This window comes from Thalassobellus citreus, assembly GCF_044385915.1.
Taxonomy (GTDB): domain Bacteria; phylum Bacteroidota; class Bacteroidia; order Flavobacteriales; family Flavobacteriaceae; genus Thalassobellus; species Thalassobellus citreus.
In genome coordinates this window covers 1-18,947 of the sequence record NZ_JBISCC010000125.1, presented here as the reverse complement: position 1 = coordinate 18,947, position 18,947 = coordinate 1, and the positions used below count along the sequence as shown (strand labels likewise).

Annotated in this window: 15 protein-coding genes; 9 read left to right on the top strand and 6 right to left on the bottom strand. The window is 31.3% G+C overall.

Annotation, left to right across the window (positions count from 1 at the left end; all coding sequences use genetic code 11):
* Window positions 1-79 precede the first annotated feature (79 nt).
* The 3 genes from ACH5TX_RS10430 (at window position 80) to ACH5TX_RS10420 (ending at window position 5,587) form a co-directional block, all read left to right on the top strand.
* On the top strand, window positions 80-1,930 hold the full coding sequence (locus tag ACH5TX_RS10430) for a DNA topoisomerase IV subunit B (protein ID WP_439339446.1): 1,851 nt from the start codon (window positions 80-82) through the stop codon (window positions 1,928-1,930).
* A gap of 319 nt (window positions 1,931-2,249) precedes the next feature.
* Window positions 2,250-4,886, top strand: a complete 2,637-nt coding sequence (locus ACH5TX_RS10425; protein WP_439339445.1) for a DNA gyrase/topoisomerase IV subunit A — start codon at window positions 2,250-2,252, stop codon at window positions 4,884-4,886.
* An 83-nt stretch (window positions 4,887-4,969) separates the two neighbouring features.
* A complete protein-coding gene (locus ACH5TX_RS10420) occupies window positions 4,970-5,587 on the top strand; it encodes a hypothetical protein (RefSeq protein WP_439339444.1) in 618 nt (205 codons plus the stop codon).
* Here ACH5TX_RS10420 and argE read toward each other — a convergent pair.
* Both argE and pepT read right to left on the bottom strand, forming a co-directional pair.
* Window positions 5,584-6,744 (bottom strand): acetylornithine deacetylase, encoded by a 1,161-nt coding sequence (argE, locus tag ACH5TX_RS10415; protein WP_439339443.1) that lies wholly within the window; start codon window positions 6,742-6,744, stop codon window positions 5,584-5,586. The two genes, ACH5TX_RS10420 and argE, sit on opposite strands and share 4 nt — an antisense overlap.
* A 22-nt stretch (window positions 6,745-6,766) precedes the next feature.
* On the bottom strand, window positions 6,767-8,008 hold the full coding sequence (gene pepT / locus ACH5TX_RS10410; protein WP_439339442.1) for a peptidase T: 1,242 nt from the start codon (window positions 8,006-8,008) through the stop codon (window positions 6,767-6,769).
* Between the two features lie 137 nt (window positions 8,009-8,145).
* Between pepT and ACH5TX_RS10405 the strand changes: the two genes are divergently transcribed.
* The gene (locus ACH5TX_RS10405; protein WP_439339441.1) at window positions 8,146-9,177 is read left to right on the top strand and encodes a quinone-dependent dihydroorotate dehydrogenase; all 1,032 of its coding nucleotides are present in this window, start codon (window positions 8,146-8,148) and stop codon (window positions 9,175-9,177) included.
* Between the two features lie 6 nt (window positions 9,178-9,183).
* Here the strand turns inward: ACH5TX_RS10405 and ACH5TX_RS10400 are convergent, their stop codons facing one another.
* Both ACH5TX_RS10400 and ACH5TX_RS10395 read right to left on the bottom strand, forming a co-directional pair.
* Entirely contained in the window at window positions 9,184-11,115 is a 1,932-nt protein-coding gene (locus ACH5TX_RS10400) for a T9SS type A sorting domain-containing protein (protein ID WP_439339440.1), read from the bottom strand.
* Window positions 11,116-11,222: 107 nt separating this feature from the next.
* Complete coding sequence (locus tag ACH5TX_RS10395; RefSeq protein ID WP_439339439.1) at window positions 11,223-12,164, bottom strand: spondin domain-containing protein; 942 nt, start codon at window positions 12,162-12,164, stop codon at window positions 11,223-11,225.
* A 93-nt stretch (window positions 12,165-12,257) separates the two neighbouring features.
* Between ACH5TX_RS10395 and ACH5TX_RS10390 the strand changes: the two genes are divergently transcribed.
* The 5 genes from ACH5TX_RS10390 (at window position 12,258) to guaB (ending at window position 17,296) form a co-directional block, all read left to right on the top strand.
* Complete coding sequence (locus ACH5TX_RS10390) at window positions 12,258-13,121, top strand: hydroxymethylglutaryl-CoA lyase (protein ID WP_439339438.1); 864 nt, start codon at window positions 12,258-12,260, stop codon at window positions 13,119-13,121.
* Between the two features lie 172 nt (window positions 13,122-13,293).
* Window positions 13,294-14,472, top strand: a complete 1,179-nt coding sequence (locus ACH5TX_RS10385) for a porin (protein WP_439339437.1) — start codon at window positions 13,294-13,296, stop codon at window positions 14,470-14,472.
* A gap of 243 nt (window positions 14,473-14,715) precedes the next feature.
* On the top strand, window positions 14,716-15,243 hold the full coding sequence (locus ACH5TX_RS10380; RefSeq protein WP_439339436.1) for an FMN-binding protein: 528 nt from the start codon (window positions 14,716-14,718) through the stop codon (window positions 15,241-15,243).
* Window positions 15,244-15,738 (top strand): Aq_1264-related membrane protein, encoded by a 495-nt coding sequence (locus tag ACH5TX_RS10375; RefSeq protein ID WP_439339435.1) that lies wholly within the window; start codon window positions 15,244-15,246, stop codon window positions 15,736-15,738.
* A gap of 85 nt (window positions 15,739-15,823) precedes the next feature.
* Window positions 15,824-17,296 (top strand): IMP dehydrogenase, encoded by a 1,473-nt coding sequence (gene guaB, locus ACH5TX_RS10370; RefSeq protein ID WP_439339434.1) that lies wholly within the window; start codon window positions 15,824-15,826, stop codon window positions 17,294-17,296.
* A gap of 121 nt (window positions 17,297-17,417) precedes the next feature.
* On the opposite strand, the gene ACH5TX_RS10365 is transcribed toward guaB, so the two are convergent.
* The gene (locus ACH5TX_RS10365) at window positions 17,418-17,948 is read right to left on the bottom strand and encodes a hypothetical protein (protein ID WP_439339433.1); all 531 of its coding nucleotides are present in this window, start codon (window positions 17,946-17,948) and stop codon (window positions 17,418-17,420) included.
* Between the two features lie 63 nt (window positions 17,949-18,011).
* A complete protein-coding gene (locus ACH5TX_RS10360) occupies window positions 18,012-18,800 on the bottom strand; it encodes a helix-turn-helix domain-containing protein (protein ID WP_439339432.1) in 789 nt (262 codons plus the stop codon).
* Between the last annotated feature and the right edge of the window lie 147 nt (window positions 18,801-18,947).

The following is an 18,947-nucleotide window of genomic DNA, read 5'->3' as shown; positions in this document are numbered from 1 at the left end:
TTGTGTAAAGGTTATTTCTTTTTTTTGAAAGGTTGTATTATATTAGCAACCAATCACGAATTTTTACGCAACATCTACTATGGCTGAACAATCTAACTATACCGAAGATAATATACGTTCACTTGACTGGAAAGAGCATATTCGTATGCGACCAGGAATGTATATTGGTAAGCTAGGTGATGGATCATCTCCAGATGATGGGATTTATATTCTTTTAAAAGAGGTTTTAGATAACTCTATTGATGAGTATGTCATGGGAGCCGGAAAAACCATTGAAATTTCTATTCAAGGCACTAAAGTTATTGTTAGAGATTATGGTCGTGGTATTCCACTAGGAAAAGTGGTAGATGTGGTTTCTAAAATGAATACAGGAGGAAAGTACGATTCTAAAGCTTTCAAAAAATCTGTTGGTTTAAATGGAGTAGGTACAAAAGCGGTAAATGCCTTGTCTTCCTTTTTTAGAGTAGAATCTACACGTGATAATAAAAGCGCTTCCGCGGAATTTGAGCAAGGAAATTTAATCAATCAAGATTTATTAGAAGAAACTTCACGCCGTAAAGGAACGAAGGTATCGTTTATTCCAGATGAATTAATATTCAAAAACTATAAGTTTAGAAGTGAGTACATTGTTAAAATGCTTAAAAACTATGTGTACTTAAATCCTGGTTTAACCATAGTTTTTAATGGCGAAAAGTATTTTAGTGAAAACGGATTAAAAGATTTATTAAATGAGAAGATTGCAGAATCCGATTTATTATATCCTATAATTCATTTAAAAGGTGATGATATTGAAGTTGCCTTAACACACAGTAAAACACAATATAGTGAAGAATATAATAGTTTTGTAAATGGGCAAAATACGACTCAAGGTGGAACACATTTAAATGCTTTTAGAGAAGCCTTTGTAAGAACCATTCGTGAGTTTTATGGTAAAAACTACGATGCATCAGATATTAGAAAATCTGTTGTAAGTGCCATAGCCATTAAGGTTATGGAACCCGTTTTTGAAAGTCAAACTAAAACGAAGTTGGGTTCTACCGATATGGGAGGCGATTTACCTACTGTAAGAACTTATATTAGTGATTTTCTTAAAACCCATTTAGATAATTTTTTACATAAAAACACAGATACTGCCGAAAAATTACAACGTAAAATTTTACAAGCAGAACGCGAACGTAAAGAATTATCGGGTATTCGTAAGCTAGCTAAAGATCGTGCTAAAAAGGCGAGTCTTCACAATAAAAAATTGAGAGATTGTAGAGTTCATTTTGGAGATACTAAAAACGAAAGAAATTTAGAAACAACGTTGTTTATAACAGAGGGAGATTCGGCTTCTGGTAGTATTACAAAATCTCGAGATGTAAACACACAAGCGGTTTTTAGTTTAAAAGGGAAACCTTTAAACTGTTATGGCTTAAGCAAGAAAATTGTTTATGAAAATGAAGAGTTTAATTTATTGCAAGCCGCATTAAACATAGAAGAAACTTTAGAAGATTTAAGATATAATAATGTTGTAATTGCTACCGATGCCGATGTAGATGGAATGCATATTCGTTTGTTATTAATTACTTTTTTCCTTCAGTTTTTTCCTGAAGTTATAAAAAATGGACATTTATATATATTACAAACGCCTTTATTTAGGGTGCGTAATAAAAAAGAAACCATTTATTGTTATACTGAAGATGAACGTAAAAATGCCATTGAAAAATTAAAACCAAAACCAGAAATAACTCGATTTAAAGGACTTGGGGAAATTTCGCCAGATGAATTTAAACATTTTATTGGAGATGATATTAGGTTAGACCCTATTATGTTAGATGATAATATGTCTATTGAAGATTTATTAGCATTTTATATGGGTAAAAATACACCAACAAGACAAGAGTTTATCATTGATAATCTGAAGGTGGAATTAGATATTATTGAATAAAAGGTGTTTTTGAAAATGAAATATGTATTTTAAATCGATAAAATTGAGAATTATATAAAATAATAAGTTAAAAATTACCAACATATACTAGTTTAGTTTTAAATTTGCAGTACAAGAAAAGTAAATTTATTAATGGCCTTATAAAAAGGTATTTAAAACTAAAAGATATGTTATATATAAAAGAAGAACCAAAAAAAACAAAAAGAGATTATTCTTATTTACATGTAACTTTAACAAGTGAAAAATTAAATAAAAGTAAAAGTAAAAAGAAAGGAAGAGTAACTCTTAGCGGGAAACCCAAAATAAATTGACCTAATTAATGATTGAAGACAGCGACGACTTAATTAACGAACAAGACGAACCTCAAGAAACCATAACCCGTATAACGGGCATGTATAAAGATTGGTTTTTAGATTATGCATCCTACGTTATTTTAGAACGTGCTGTACCAGCCATTGAAGACGGCTTTAAACCAGTACAGCGTCGCATCATGCACTCTATGAAAGATTTGGATGATGGGCGCTACAATAAAGTTGCCAATATTGTTGGGCATACCATGCAATACCATCCCCACGGAGATGCAAGTATTGCCGATGCCATGGTACAAATTGGTCAAAAAGATTTATTAATAGATACCCAAGGAAACTGGGGGAATATTTTAACAGGCGATCGTGCTGCAGCGTCTCGTTATATTGAAGCTCGAATTTCTAAATTTGGATTAGATGTAGTTTTTAATCCAAAAATTACAGAATGGCAAGCGAGTTACGATGGTAGAAGAAAAGAACCTGTAAACTTACCTGTTATGTTTCCTTTGCTTTTAGCGCAAGGAGGTGAAGGGATTGCAGTTGGATTATCTACAAAAATACTACCACACAATTTTATAGAACTTATTGATGCTTCTATTAAGCATTTACAAGGTAAACGATTTACTATTTTACCCGATTTTCCTACTGCAGGAATAGCCGATTTTTCTAATTATAATGATGGATTACGAGGAGGGAAAGTACGCGTTCGTGCTAAAATTTCACAATTAGATAAAAACACGTTAGTTATAACCGAAATTCCTTTTGGTACAACCACATCGTCTTTAATAGATTCTATTTTAAAGGCTAACGATAAAGGGAAAATCAAGGTTAAAAAGATAGAAGATAATACTGCTGCCGAAGTTGAAATATTAGTTCACTTACCATCAGGCTTATCACCAGACAAAACCATTGACGCTTTATTTGCATTTACAAGTTGTGAGTCTTCAATTTCTCCACTAGGTTGTGTTATTGAAGATAATAAACCGCTTTTTGTTGGTGTTACAGAAATGTTACGTCGAAGTACCGATAATACGGTTCAACTTTTAAAACAAGAATTAGAAATAAAATTAGGTGAATTTGAAGAGCAATGGCATTTTGCGTCTTTAGAGCGTATTTTTATTGAAAATAGAATTTACCGAGATATTGAAGAAGAAGAAACTTGGGAAGGTGTTATTAACGCTATTGATAAAGGACTTAAACCACATATAAAACATTTAAAACGTGCCGTAACAGAAGAAGATATTGTACGTTTAACAGAAATTCGTATTAAGCGTATTTCAAAATTTGATATTGATAAAGCACAACAAAAAATTGATGCTTTAGAAGAACAAATAGCCGAAATTAAACATCATTTAGCAAATTTAATAGATTATGCCATTGCATATTTTACAAGGCTTAAAAAAGAATACGGAGAAGGAAGAGAACGTAAAACAGAAATAAGAATCTTTGATGATGTTGATGCAACCAAAGTTGTTATAAGAAACACGAAGCTTTATGTAAATAGAGAAGAAGGTTTTATTGGAACATCTTTACGTCGTGATGAATATGTGGGTGATTGTAGTGATATTGATGATATTATAGTGTTTACTGGCCAAGGAAAAATGATGGTTACTAAAGTAGATTCTAAAACCTTTATTGGTAAAGATATTATTCATGTTGCGGTATTTAAAAAGAAAGATAAGCGTACTATTTATAATATGATTTATCGTGATGGAACCAAAGGACCATCTTATATAAAACGCTTTGCTGTAACCTCTATTACTCGTGATAGAGAATATGATTTAACCAACGGTAGTAAAAATTCTAAGACATTATATTTTTCTGCAAACCCTAATGGAGAAGCTGAAGTTATATCTGTTTTGTTACGACAGGCCGGTAGTATTAAAAAACTAAAATGGGATATAGATTTTGCTAATATTTTAATAAAAGGACGTGTTTCAAAAGGAAACTTAGTTACAAAATATCCTATTAAGCGTATAGAGCTTAAAGAAAAAGGCGTGTCTACATTAAAACCACGTAAAATTTGGTTTGATGATGCCGTACAAAGACTAAATGTTGATGGTAGAGGAGAACTAATAGGTGAATTTAGAGGTGAAGATAAATTGCTTATTATCAATCAGTCAGGAGTATTAAAAACAGTAACCCCTGAGGTTACTATGCATTTTGATAATGATATGATTGTTATGGAAAAATGGGTACCTAAAAAACCTATATCTGCGGTTTATTTCAATGGTGAAAAAGAGATCTATTATGTGAAACGTTTTTTAATTGAAAACGAGGGTAGAGAAGAATCTTTTATATCCGATCATCCTAATTCGCAACTAGAAATAGTATCAACCGATTGGAAACCTATGGCAGAAATTGTTTTTGCTAAAGAACGTGGTAAAGACAGAAAAGAAAATTTAGAGATTAATTTAGAGGAGTTCATTTCTATAAAAGGTATTAATGCTTTAGGTAATCAATTAACAAAGGATAAAGTAAATCAAATAAACTTATTAGATCCAATACCTTTTGAAGCCCCCGAAGAAGTACATGCTGATGATTTAGAAGTTGTAGATGAAACTGAGGTTTCTACAGGAAACTCAAAATCAGAAGGAAAGTCTAGCGACGATAGTGATGATGAAGGTGAAGTACAAATCACTTTGTTTTAGACTATATATTTAAATAAAAGTTGTATTTTATAAAAAAAAACAGCTAAAGAGAAAGGCTTTAAATTAATATTACCTCCCTTAAAATGAAATATAAAAAGAGATTATCGGAAGATGAGTGGCTAGATTTGTTAAAAAATGCTATTAATGAAGGTGTTGCTATTCAGGTAAATCACAGGTTTAAATATAAAAACAGAAGCTTAGGAACTTTTTTAACATCGGCTAAAAGAAAAAATAAAACTGAATTAATAAAGAAAATTGAGAGTTTAGGTGTTAATTATAAAATGCATAGTAAGAATCCTGAAGATTACTTAGAAAAATTCACGACACAACTTTCATTTGACATAAAGCCTAATAAGCAAGCATATATCACAAGGTTTAATTCTTATGTTTTACCCAAAAAAGATATTTTAAAACAACAAACTATTAAAAAATTTGATAGGGTTTGGAAAAAAAAGTTTGGGGATATTAGAAAATGGGAAAAACCAGAAACCAATATTGATAGAATTCAGAGATGGAAAGAATTTAGATATGATGAAATTAAAAACCCAAACGGAAAATGGTTTGATTATAAATCAAGAATGGGGAAATTGTATGGTTGGGTATACCTTAGAAAAACAGGTAAACATAAAATGAGTTTAATTTCAGAGCATTTTAATAAGCAGGAACTAGTTGAATTGGAAAAGGAAGGTTTTAAAATCTAAGAGGATACTGAAAAAAGACTTATAAGATTATTTAATAGCTCTACATAGTTTGTTAATTCCTCTTTACTAATAAACTCATTTGCTCTATGCGCTTGATCAATAGAGCCAGGGCCACAAACAATACTTTGTAAGCCAGCTTCATTAAATTGTCCTGCTTCCGATGCGTATGCTACGGTTCCAATATGCGTATTAGTGTTTATTTTCCTCATCAATTTAACAATATCTGCATTCTCGTCAGTTGAAAAACTAGGTACAGGAGCGTGAATTTCTTCAGTTTCAATTTTAAAATCGGGAAATATAGGTTTTAATACGTCTGTTCTATTATCACAATGTGTTTTGAATTCATTAATAATTTCTGATAAATTGTCATTAGGAATTACTCTCGCGTCCCAAGAAAAATAAGCTTTATCAGCAATAACGTTTGGAGCAATTCCTCCATGGATAATTCCGGTATGCAATGAGGAGTGCGGTGGTGTAAAACGATTGTCAATACTCCCAGAATCTACTAATGCAATCATTTTATTTTCTAGCCATAAAATTAAACGAGCCGCTTCATGAATGGCACTCACTTCTTTTCTAATACCGCTACTATGTCCTGCAGAACCATTTACTTTTGTAGTATATAAGCAGATGCCTTTATGCCCAATAATAGGTTGCAATAATGTGGGTTCGCCTATTATAGCATATTTTGGTGTTTCAGGATAATGATTTAATAAATGCGCAATTAAATCGGGAGCTCCTAAGCAGCCTATTTCTTCATCATAAGAAAAAGCAAAGTAGATAGGCTTTTTTAAACCAGCTTTAGCTAAACTAGGTAAAATGCTTAAACAACAAGCTATAAAGCCTTTCATATCACAAGAACCTCTACCGTATAATTTGCCATCTCCTTTATCGGTTAAAATAAACGGATCAGTTTCCCAATCTTGTCCTTTTACAGGAACAACATCTGTATGTCCAGATAAAATAATACCACCGTTTTTAGACGGCCCAATTCTACAATGTAAGGAAGCTTTATCACCTTCTTTATTTGGAACTAATGTACATGTTATGCCAAATGATTCTATATATGATTTAATCCAATGAATTATGGATATATTACTTTCTCCACCTAAAACAGGAAAGGAGACAAGTTTTGACAATATAGCTTCAATAGTCATTAAAGAAGTTGTGCTAATTATTTTATGATTGTTTTTGTGCTGTTAATTCTGCAATTTTACAAATAACCTCAGTAGCTTTAATAATACTTTCTACCGGTACATATTCAAAGCGTCCATGAAAATTATGGCCACCAGCAAATATATTAGGGCACGGTAATCCCATATAACTTAGTTGCGATCCGTCAGTACCACCACGAATGGCTTTAATTAAAGGCGTAATTCCTAATTGTTTCATAGCTTCCTCAGCAATATCAACAATATGCATAACAGGTTCTACTTTCTCTTTCATATTGTAATACTGATCTTTAATCTCAGTTACAATAACTTCTCTGCCATATTGAGAATTAAGCTCATTGGTAAGTTTTGTCATTACTTCTTTTCTGGCTTCAAAATGACCCCTATCGTGATCGCGAATAATATATTCTAAAGTTGTTTCTTCTACATCACCTTTAATGTTGTGTAAATGGAAAAAACCTTCGTAACCTGTTGTGTGTTCGGGTGTTTCCATACGAGGAAGTGAGTTTATAAACTCTTGTGCAATGTACATAGAGTTAATCATTTTTCCTTTGGCATAACCAGGGTGTACAATTTTACCCTTCACTTTTACTACGGCTCCAGCAGCATTAAAATTTTCATATTCTAATTCACCTATTTGGCTACCATCCATAGTGTAAGCCCAATCGGCTCCAAATTTTTCAACATCAAATTTATGTGCACCTCTACCAATCTCTTCGTCTGGCGTAAAACCAACACGTATTTTTCCATGTTTAATTTCAGGATGATTAACTAGGTATTCCATTGCCGATACGATTTCGCAAATACCTGCCTTGTCATCGGCTCCTAAAAGTGTAGTGCCATCAGTGGTTATTAAAGTTTGGCCTTTATATTGTAGTAAATCTTCAAAATAATCGGGCGATAGAATAATGTTTTCAGCGTCATTTAAAACAATATCTTTTCCATCGTAATTTTCAATAATTTGGGGTTTTACATTGGCACCAGTAAAATCTGGAGAGGTATCAAAATGAGAAATAAAGCCAATTGTTGGTACTTCATGATTAACATTACTTGGTAATGTTGCCATAATGTATGCATTTTCGTCAATACTTACTTCTTGTAAGCCAATAGCTTTAAGTTCTTCTGCCAGTTTATTAGCTAAATCCCATTGCTTTTTTGTGCTCGGAGTTGTATTTGAATTTGGGTCAGACTCTGTGTCAACAGTAACGTAACCTATAAAGCGTTTTATAATGTGTTCTTTTGAAATCATTAATTATAGAAATTTAAGGGTTTGAGTGTGATAAATAAACACTCTAAATACGAACTCAAAAATACGACTAATAATTTTTTTGTCTTTTGAATTGTTCATTTTTTTATTTAGAAGTACTTTTGCATAAATAATACCAGATGTACAAATTACTGCTAAGACCATTCTTTTTTCTTTTCGATCCAGAAAAAATTCACCATTTCACTTTTTCTTTAATAAAATTCACTTGTAAGATCCCTGGTTTTTCTGCCATATTTAGAAGTTTATATGTGGTTGATGATAAAAAGCTAGAACGTAAATTATTTGGGTTGACTTTTAAGAATCCTGTTGGATTAGCAGCAGGTTTCGATAAAAATGCAGTGCTTTATAATGAATTAGCAAATTTTGGATTTGGTTTTATAGAAATTGGTACTGTAACACCAAAAGCCCAAGCAGGAAATCCTAAAAAAAGATTATTTCGTTTAAAAGACGATCAAGGTATTATAAACCGTATGGGGTTTAATAATGAAGGTGTTCAAACAGCAATTACCCAGTTAAAAAAGAATCAAGGCAAATTAATTATAGGAGGGAATATTGGTAAGAATACCGATACGAAGCCCGAAGATTATACTAAAGATTATTTAGAGTGTTTTAATGCATTGCATCCTTATGTAGATTATTTTGTACTTAATGTTAGTTGTCCTAATGTTGGTAGTCATGCTAAATTAAATGATAAAGATTATTTAGAAGAATTAATTGGAGCTGTACAAAAAGCGAATACTACTTTTGAAAGTCAGAAACCTATTCTTTTAAAAATAGCACCAGATTTGAATAATAATCAATTAGATGAAATTATTGAGTTAGTTTCTACTACAAATTTAGATGGTGTTATAGCAAGTAATACATCGACTGATAGAAGTGATTTAAAAGCCTCTAAAGAACAACTTGAAAGTATTGGAAATGGTGGTTTAAGCGGAAAACCGATAAGGAATAAAAGTACACAGGTTATTAAATACTTATCTGAAAAGAGTAAAAAAGCATTCCCAATCATTGGTGTTGGTGGCATTCATTCTGCAGAAGATGCTCTTGAAAAAATAGCTGGTGGTGCCGATTTAGTACAAGTTTATACTGGTTTTATTTACGAGGGACCTAGTTTGGTTAAAAAGATAAATAAAGCTGTCCTTAAATCTTAAAAAGGTTTATTTTATAATCTTCTTTACGGTTCTAGAATGAGAATTACTAACAGTAATCAAATAGGTTCCTGAAGATAAACTACTCACGTCAATAGGCTGTTTTGTTACTGTTCCTGTTAAAAATATTTGACCATATACATTAGAAATACGATATTGAGTGATTTCACTTGGTGAATTGGTTGTAATATTTATTAAACCATTTTTAACTGGGTTAGGAAATGCTTTAGCCTTTAGATTACTCGATATTGGTACGTCTATAGTTTTAATAAAAATATTATCAATAGCAATATCAGCATCCCAACTATCACCACGAACCGCTCTAAATCTAACTTTTACAGTTTGATTTGTATATGCCGATAAATTTATTGTTTTAGATAAAAAATTATCACTTTGATTGGTTTGTTGGTTGCCATAAAGAGGAGCAATAATATCATTAACATCACCTTCTTCTGTAATTAAATCTATGTGTAATGCTCCCATATGTTCTCCAAACATATGGTATGAAAAGTCTAATGCAGAGTTTTCATTAACAACGTTTATACAAGGAGAAGTAAATTCTGCTACATCACCCGGTTTTGCTCCAGAAGCTTCTGCATATATATAGGTGTTGGATTTGTTATTAGATAATTTTTGTAAAAGAGGTCCTGTTTCATTTGAAGCAGTTTCTCCTTTGTTTAATAACCAATTGTAGCCATTTTTAGAAGCATCTTTGATGGTCCAATTTAAATCGCTAAGCAAATTAGAATCTTCAAAATCTTCACTAAAATTTGTTGTTGAATTCCCAACTTTTATAAGTTTTGAAAATGTTTTACTAATAGTTTTAGACTTGCTAGAAACAGTAAGAGTTACATCATAAACCCCTTGAGCATAAGTATGAGTAATTTCTTTTGTGTTATAGTCTATAACACCATCACTATCAATATCCCATTCCCATTTAGTTAAGTTATCACAATTACTTTTTAAGTTAACAGTTAGCGTATCATCACAAGTTTGAGAACTATCAACAATAAAGTTTGCATTAAATGACTCGCAAGCTAAATAACTTTTTGTAGTTTGGTAAAAAGCATACATACGTGCCAATTGCTGAGGTGTAAAATGATTTCTACAAGCTTTTCTAGAATATGACATGATATTTTCTGTATCAGGTGTATATTTCTCTCCGTTCACATCAGTTGTATTACCTGTGTATTCGCAAAAATTATTAATGTTAGCTGTTGATAATCCTGGATCTGCAGGTGTGTCACAAATACCATCACCATCGGTATCACAATTGCTACCATCTACTAATTCTGTTGTAGTATCATTTGGTCCATGAGTATGTATTAATGAGAAAAAATGTCCCATTTCATGAACTAAAGATGAATTATTTGTAGCACAATCATTATTTATAACAATAACATCTTTTCTACCTTCATTATCAGAGTACCCGCAAATACTTTCGTCAGAAGTATTCTTAAGAGAATGGGTGAAATAAATATTTATGACCCCAGGTATATTATATTGTTCTGTTAAATTTCTTTCGTCACCTTTTGTTATTTCAATTAATTCATTATCATCAATATAATTTATGGCATCACATAAAAAAAATGTCATATAGGCTTCAGAATATATGGTATTCAAATTATCAATGGCATATTCAATTTCAGAAGCACAAATTCCTTTTGATCCATCAGAGTACCTTAGAACATGTGCTTTGATAGGAATAGAATTAGTGATTTTTGTATTACAGGTTTTATTAGTATTCTTATTAGATTTTATTTGAAAAAAAGTTTGTTCATATTCTTGAATTTGAGATTTGATACTTTTTATGTAATCAAGAGATTTTTCAGAAGTTGTTGTTCCACAAGATTTCGTTTCGTTTTGAGAATACGAAATATTACTAATCAATAAGAATACAGTTAGTAGGAGGGGAGTAAGTTTATATTTAAAAATATTCATTTGGGGAAAACATTTTTTCAAATTTACTTATTAATGAATATGATGAAAAATAAAAACGTTTAACCGTAAGGTTTTATCGCTTATATTATATTTATGTTAGTATTTAGTTAATTAATTATAAGTTTTTCTGATTTAAACTTACCATTTTTAGTATTTAAATGGATTATATATATACCTTTACTTAAGGAAAATGAATTAATTTCTAGCTTATTTGTTCTATTATTTACAAGAGTTTTTTTTACTAAATGGCCTAAAGCATTATAAATTTTAATAGCTTTTAAATCTATGTTCTGAGTGTTGGAAATAATGATTTTATCTTTTGTAGGATTAGGAAATATTTTTATATTTTCAATTGATTCAATTTTGTCTAAGTTTAGTGTAGACGAATTATAAGTAAATGTAAGTTTACCAATTAGGTTTGTATTAAAAGGAGATATGTTTGATAAGCTAGTAATAATATCTTGAGGATTTGTTTCAGGGTTACTTAAAGAATATGTGTTTCCTTCTTCAGTACCAGCATCGTAAGGGTATAAATCGATAGAGAAAGTTTCTTTCCAACCATTATTAATATTGCTGTTTCCAGATCTTAAGTTTATACCATTAACTCCTATAAACCAATCCGGACTAGGCGCTATCATTGAGGCTAAAGTTATTAACGGGAACTCTTCGTTAACATTTATATTATTTATGCTTATTGTTCCTTTTGCAGAACCTAAATCTGTTCCTATAATGTATTGGTCTGCATCATTATTAGTATTTACTTCTGTTTGAAAAGTACTTGTAGTTCCTGTTTCAGCTATAGATTTAATCCCTGGGGACGCAGTACCTTTTAACATAAAAAAAGTATTTTTTGTTTTATGAGTTGCTCCAACTAATGGTGACCAATGTGCAGAACCTGGCAAATCAATAGTACTAATACCTTTAGAGGGATTATTTGTTTCAGAATCCCAAAAACTTTCGAAAACAATATCATAGTTAGCTATGCTTTGACTAAAACTAAAAGCAGAGAATAAAAGGAAAAACAGTAGATAATAAGTGAAATTTTTCATGAAGCTAAAGAAGTTGATTTACATTTATGTCGTTAAACATAATTACGTCTTACAAAATAATAGTATTTTTATCGCCATATTTAGGAAGAGTAAATGACTAATCAAGTTAAAATTATTGAGTGCCCACGTGATGCTATGCAAGGAATAAAGCAATTTATACCAACAAAGCAAAAGGTTCAATATATTCAGTCATTACTGCGTGTGGGATTTGATACTATAGATTTTGGAAGTTTTGTGTCTCCCAAAGCCATTCCTCAAATGGTTGATACTGCCGAGGTATTATCTCAATTAGATTTAAGTACAACCAAAAGTAAACTCTTAGCAATAGTAGCTAATACTAGAGGAGCAGAAGCAGCTTCTTTGCATTCTGAAATTAATTATTTAGGTTATCCGTTTTCTATTTCAGAGAACTTTCAAATGCGTAACACACACAAAACCATAGCGCAATCTGTAATAACGCTTTCTGAAATTTTAGAAATAGCAAATAAATCAAATAAAGAAGTTGTTGTTTACATATCAATGGGTTTTGGAAATCCGTATGGAGATCCTTGGAATGTTGATATAGTAGGAGAGTGGACAGAGAAATTAGCAAAATTGGGTGTTAAGATTCTATCGTTAAGTGATACAGTTGGAACTTCAAATCCAGAAAGCATCAATTATTTATTTTCAAACTTAATTCTTTTATATCCTCATATTGAGTTTGGAGCACATTTACATACCACACCATCTTCTTGGTTTGAAAAAGTAGATGCAGCTTTTAAAGCTGGTTGTATGAGATTTGATGGTGCTATTCAAGGTTTTGGTGGTTGCCCCATGGCAAAAGATGAGTTAACAGGTAATATGCCTACAGAGAAATTATTATCATATTTTACAACAAAACATGAGAACACGTTAAATGCACTTAGTTTTGAGAGTGCTTATAACGAAGCTTCTAAAATATTTCATAACTATCATTAGTTTTTTGTTCTATTAATTTTCAACGTTAATTATTTAACAAAATAATGTTAAAGTTTATTTAAATTAAATCTAAATAAACTTTGCTTAAGCAATTATGTGTTTTATATTTGCGTCTTTAAATTAAATATTATTTATAATAAGTCTAAATAAAGACGAATAACCAAAAGAACTAATGAAAAAACTAACCTTATTTATTTCAATTCTTGCAACATCATTTTTAACAGCCCAAACAGTACAGGATTCTATAACTTTCGATCCTCAAAAACAATTAAATGCTGCACAACGTATTCTATCTGGAAATTATGGTAAAGCTGTAACAGTAGGTGCCTATGGCGAATTAACTTATAATCAGCCTGAAGGTAATAATGGGGAATTAGATGTTCAACGATTAGTACTGCTTTTCGGTTATAAGTTCAACGATAAAACACAATTTGTAACTGAGGTTGAATTTGAACATGTTGAAGAGGTATATATTGAGCAAGCATTTGTTAATTATGTTATAGCCCCAAATGTTAGTTTACGTGGAGGTTTAATGTTAGTGCCTTTTGGTATTGTTAACGAGTTCCATGAGCCAACAACTTTTAACGGTGTTGAAAGACCTTCTTTAGATAATGTTATAATACCTACTACATGGAGAGAAATTGGAGTTGGTGTTTCTGGTAGGTTTAATGAAATTTCATTAGGATATCAAGCTTATATATTTAATGGTTTTAAATCTACTTCTTTTGATGGAGCAGGTGGTGTAAACGGTTATTTAAAAGGCTCGAATGGATTACGTGGAGGACGCCAAAAAGCTATTCAATCTACAGTAGATAGTCCAACACTTTCATTAAAATTCGATTATTATGGTTTACCAGGGTTGCGTTTAGGACTTTCAGGATATTTTGGAGACACGCAAGCTGAAGATGATGTTGAAACTATTGATGGCGCTAATATTGGAATATCTATGATTGGATTAGATGCTCGATATGCTTATCAACGTTTTACAGCACGTGGGCAATATGTTCATGGTTCATTATCAGGTACAGAAGCTTATAATACCTTAACAGGTAAAGATTTAGGAAGCGAATTACAAGGTTGGTATTTAGAAGCAGCATACAATTTGTTACCTCAAGAAAAAGAACAGCGTTTATTTGCCTTTGCAAGATATGAGCAATATGATACACATGCCAATACCGCTGGAAGTTTGTTAAGAAACGATGCTTATAATAGAAATGATTTAACTACAGGGTTAAGTTATCATATAGCGCCAGGTGTAGTTTTTAAAGCCGATTACCAGTTTAGAGAGAATGCAGTTTCTGGATTAGATGTTCAAAACAGACTTAATTTTGGAATAGGAGTTTGGTTCTAAAATAATAGGAGTGTTAAATCCTATCGATTCGGGCTTTATTCGTTGATTAAAATTTAAATTTTTGAACTCATGAATATATTTCTGAAGTTGCTTCTCGAAGAAGAATCGGGAAGGCATTAAACAATGCTTCAAATGAATATTCACGATTTCTGATTTAATAAATTAGAATTGAAGAGTAATTCCTAATGTAAGTAAACCAAATAACTAAGTTGTCAGAACAAGAAAAAATAATACTTTTGCAATATGAGTTTTAAACATATTTTATTCCCGATTATTACTTTTGTTTTGTTGTCTTTTGGTTTACCAAAAAATGTACAAAAAAAGGTTGATAAAGAAATAAAAGAGATCTTTACTATAGAATCGTTTAGTTTTAATGAGGTTATTATATCTAATAAAATAGCAGAGAGCTTACCTTCAAAATTCAACAAAAATAACTTATTTAAAATAGAGGCAAAAAACCAGCTTTTAGGTTATGCTTATTTATCTAAAGCATCAAGTAAAACAGCTCAATTTGATTATTTAGTTTTGCTAGATAAAGATTTAATTATAATAAAAACTAAAGTACTTTTTTATAGAGAAGAGTATGGTGGTGAGATTGGTAGTAAACGTTGGCTGAAACAGTTTATAGGTAAAACAGAAAACGACGATTTAAGATACGGAGATAATATAGTTGCGATTTCTGGAGCAACAATCTCAGTTCGTTCTATGACAAATGCAATGAATGATTTTTTAAAATCATTAAAAGTATTGCACACTAAAAATATCCTGTAAATGCAACTAAACGGACTTATACATATCTTACCAAAAGAAATTAAATTATTAATTGCTGCGTTTGTTATTGTATTAAGTGTCGGTTTTTATACAGGGTTATTATTTGTTGGCGAAACTTCAACAGCAAATCCAAATGGTATTGAAGAGCAATATTTAGGAAACGAAGACGATGAAAATGCTGAGGTAATGCGCTTTAAAAAGAGCGATAAAGAAATGCTCACGTTGGTTCATAATCATATCTTGTCCATGTCTATTATTTTCTTTTTATTAGGGCTTATTGTATCTATTACAAAGCTTAATAATAAGTTAAAGCTAATTTTAATAGTGGAGCCATTTGCTTCCGTAATTCTTACTTTTGGAGGTCTTTATTTATTATGGACTGGTTTACTTTGGATGAAATATATTGTTATGATTTCGGGTATATTAATGACGCTTACTTTTACGGTATCTGTAGTTGTTATTTTAACTCAACTTCTTCAGAAAAAGTCAGTTTAGATTCTGTAAAAAACTTAACAATTAATTATATATAAACAAGTCAATAAAATTGTATATTTGCACGCAATTATAATCTAATTGCAACATGACTGCACATCAAGACAAAATTCTAGGAGAAGGTTTAACTTATGACGACGTTCTTTTAGTTCCAGCTTTTTCAGAAGTTCTTCCACGCGAAGTAAATATTCAATCAAAATTCACTCGAAACATTACTATTAATGTACCTATTGTCTCTGCGGCTATGGATACGGTTACCGAAAGCAAAATGGCAATAGCTATGGCGCAAGAAGGCGGTATTGGGGTTTTGCATAAAAACATGACTATTGAAGCTCAAGCTTTAAAAGTTAGAAGAGTAAAACGTGCAGAGAGTGGTATGATTATAGATCCTGTTACATTACCATTAACAGCTACAGTATTAGATGCCAAACAAAATATGGCAGAACATGGTATTGGAGGAATTCCTATTGTAGATGCCGATGGTACTTTAATAGGAATTGTTACGAATCGTGATTTACGTTTTGAGCATGATAATAAAAGATTGATAACTGAAGTTATGACGAGTGAAAACTTGGTAACAGCTCCAGTAGGAACGTCTTTAGGTGATGCTGAATCTATTTTGCAAAATTATAAAATTGAAAAGCTACTTATTGTAGATGATAATTATAAACTCTCTGGTTTAATAACTTTTAGAGATATTACCAAGCTAACATTAAAGCCAATAGCAAATAAAGATGAATTTGGTCGTTTGAGAGTAGCTGCTGCTATTGGAGTAACAGGTGATGCTGTTGATAGAGCAGAAGCTCTAGTAAATGCAGGTGTTGATGCGGTTGTTATTGACACAGCGCACGGACATACAAAAGGTGTAGTGTCTGTTTTAAAAGAAATAAAAGCGAAATTCCCTCAGTTAGATGTTATTGTTGGAAACATTGCTACAGGTGCTGCTGCTAAATATTTAGTAGAAGCAGGAGCTGATGCTGTTAAAGTTGGTATTGGTCCAGGATCTATTTGTACAACACGTGTTGTTGCAGGTGTAGGTTTTCCTCAATTTTCTGCGGTATTAGAAGTTGCTGCAGCTATAAAAGGAACTGGAGTTCCTGTAATTGCCGATGGAGGTATTCGTTACACAGGAGATATTCCTAAAGCCATTGCTGCTGGAGCCGATACAGTAATGTTAGGATCGCTTTTAGCAGGAACCAAAGAATCGCCAGGAGAGACTATTATTTATGAAGGACGTAAATTTAAGTCTTATAGAGGGATGGGATCTGTTGAAGCTATGAAAGAAGGTAGTAAAGACCGCTACTTTCAAGATGTAGAAGACGATATTAAAAAATTAGTGCCAGAAGGTATCGTAGGTCGTGTACCTTATAAAGGTGAATTGTTTGAAAGTATTCATCAGTTTATAGGTGGTTTACGAGCAGGTATGGGATATTGTGGAGCAAAAGATGTTGATACATTAAAAGAAACAGGACAGTTTGTTAAAATTACAGCAAGTGGTATTAACGAAAGTCACCCGCATGATGTAACCATTACTAAAGAATCTCCGAACTATTCTAGGTAGATTATATTTATAATAGATTTAAAAAGGCTCAAGTTTTATTGTGAAACTTGAGCCTTTTTTTGTTGCTGTGTTTTTTAGAATTGAGTTTTTTATTTGCTATATACGGTGTTGTGTGTAGTGTTTATTCGATAATCTTTTTCAATCTCATTTCGAAAAAAGGAAACCAATTGTTTCTATCAAAAGAATAATCTCCTTTTTCAATCCAAAAACCATCCTCAGAAAAATCCTCACGGAACCTAATAGTTCCACCTTTTTCATCTTTAAATGACCATTCTAATTTTTTGTCGCCTATAAGCGTTATTGGATTTTCCATTTTTCCACCAGTAGAAGAAAAAGAAATCATCGTTATGGATTTTTCTTCAATATTATAAGAGATAACTCCAAAAGCATTATGAATAACTTTGTCTTTGTTTTCTTTTGCATATCCAATTCCGTCAACCATAAACACTGTATTATCTACTTTTGAGCTTATCGTTTCAGTTTGAGTGAATTCTTTTTTTTCTTTATTGATGAACATCCAGCCATCACCACTCCAAGTGCCTTTCATAAAACTTAATTGTTCTAAATTATTCAGAGAGTCTTGAACTACAATTTCTTGTGCAAAACAAGAAACTGATATCAATGTGAGAAATAGTATAATTGCTGTTTTCATATTTTTTTATTTTCGGTAAAGATATAATCTATAAAATATGCTCAATTGTAAAAACACGTCAAATTAGGCAAGAGAAATATCAATTTTTTTTAGATAAGTTTCGTAGTCAGAAACCGACCTTTTCATCTTTCTTTTAAACTCATTTATGAAATGGGATTGGTCGTAATAATTATGCTTATAAATAACATCAATTTTGTTTTTGTTATTTTCTAACAAATCTTCCCATAATTTTCTTTGCTTTAAATTACTTGCAAATTGCCTCATAGATAAACCCACTACAGATTTGAACCTTTTTTGAACCACACGCACAGAAAACGGAATTTTATTAATAATTAGATGTATTGGTGTTCCATGAGACAGCTCTATACAGATAAATTTCACCAAGTCATCTTGTTTAATTTCCACGTTATTAAATAAATGCATGAGTTTTTTTTCTAGTAGAGGAAGAGATAATAGATACTTTTTTATGTTATTATCTAGATTTATATGTTTTGTTAATAAATCGGAAGCCGCAATCGTTTCGTTTATGATTTCACTTTTGCTAAATAATTTTGGATTGAGCGATAACCAGGGATTAAGTCTAATTCCAAAATAAATTGAATTAGGATGTACAGGCTGATGATATTTTGTATTTCGAGGACCAAGAATTCTTATTCCATTAAAGTAAGGTTGTTGAATTAAAACGATAGAAACATTACTTTCAGGTAAAGTTTCATGTTTAATAGGGAAATTCAAGTTTTTATTTTCCAAGACTTCAAAAACCCAATAGTCTTGAACTATTTCAGTTAAATGCTTGGAAGGTAGAAACTCTTTGTAATACATATTATTTTTTTTTAACTTGGTTTTTTGCATTACACACAACGGTTGTGTATAAGAATAGTGCGATTTTGTGTCCGAGGATTTTCCGTAGGAAAATCAGAGAGACTAAATGCGCACTAACTTTTTGATTTAGGAATAAATTTAAGCATTATTTATTATACTTTGTTGTAGCATGTTTTT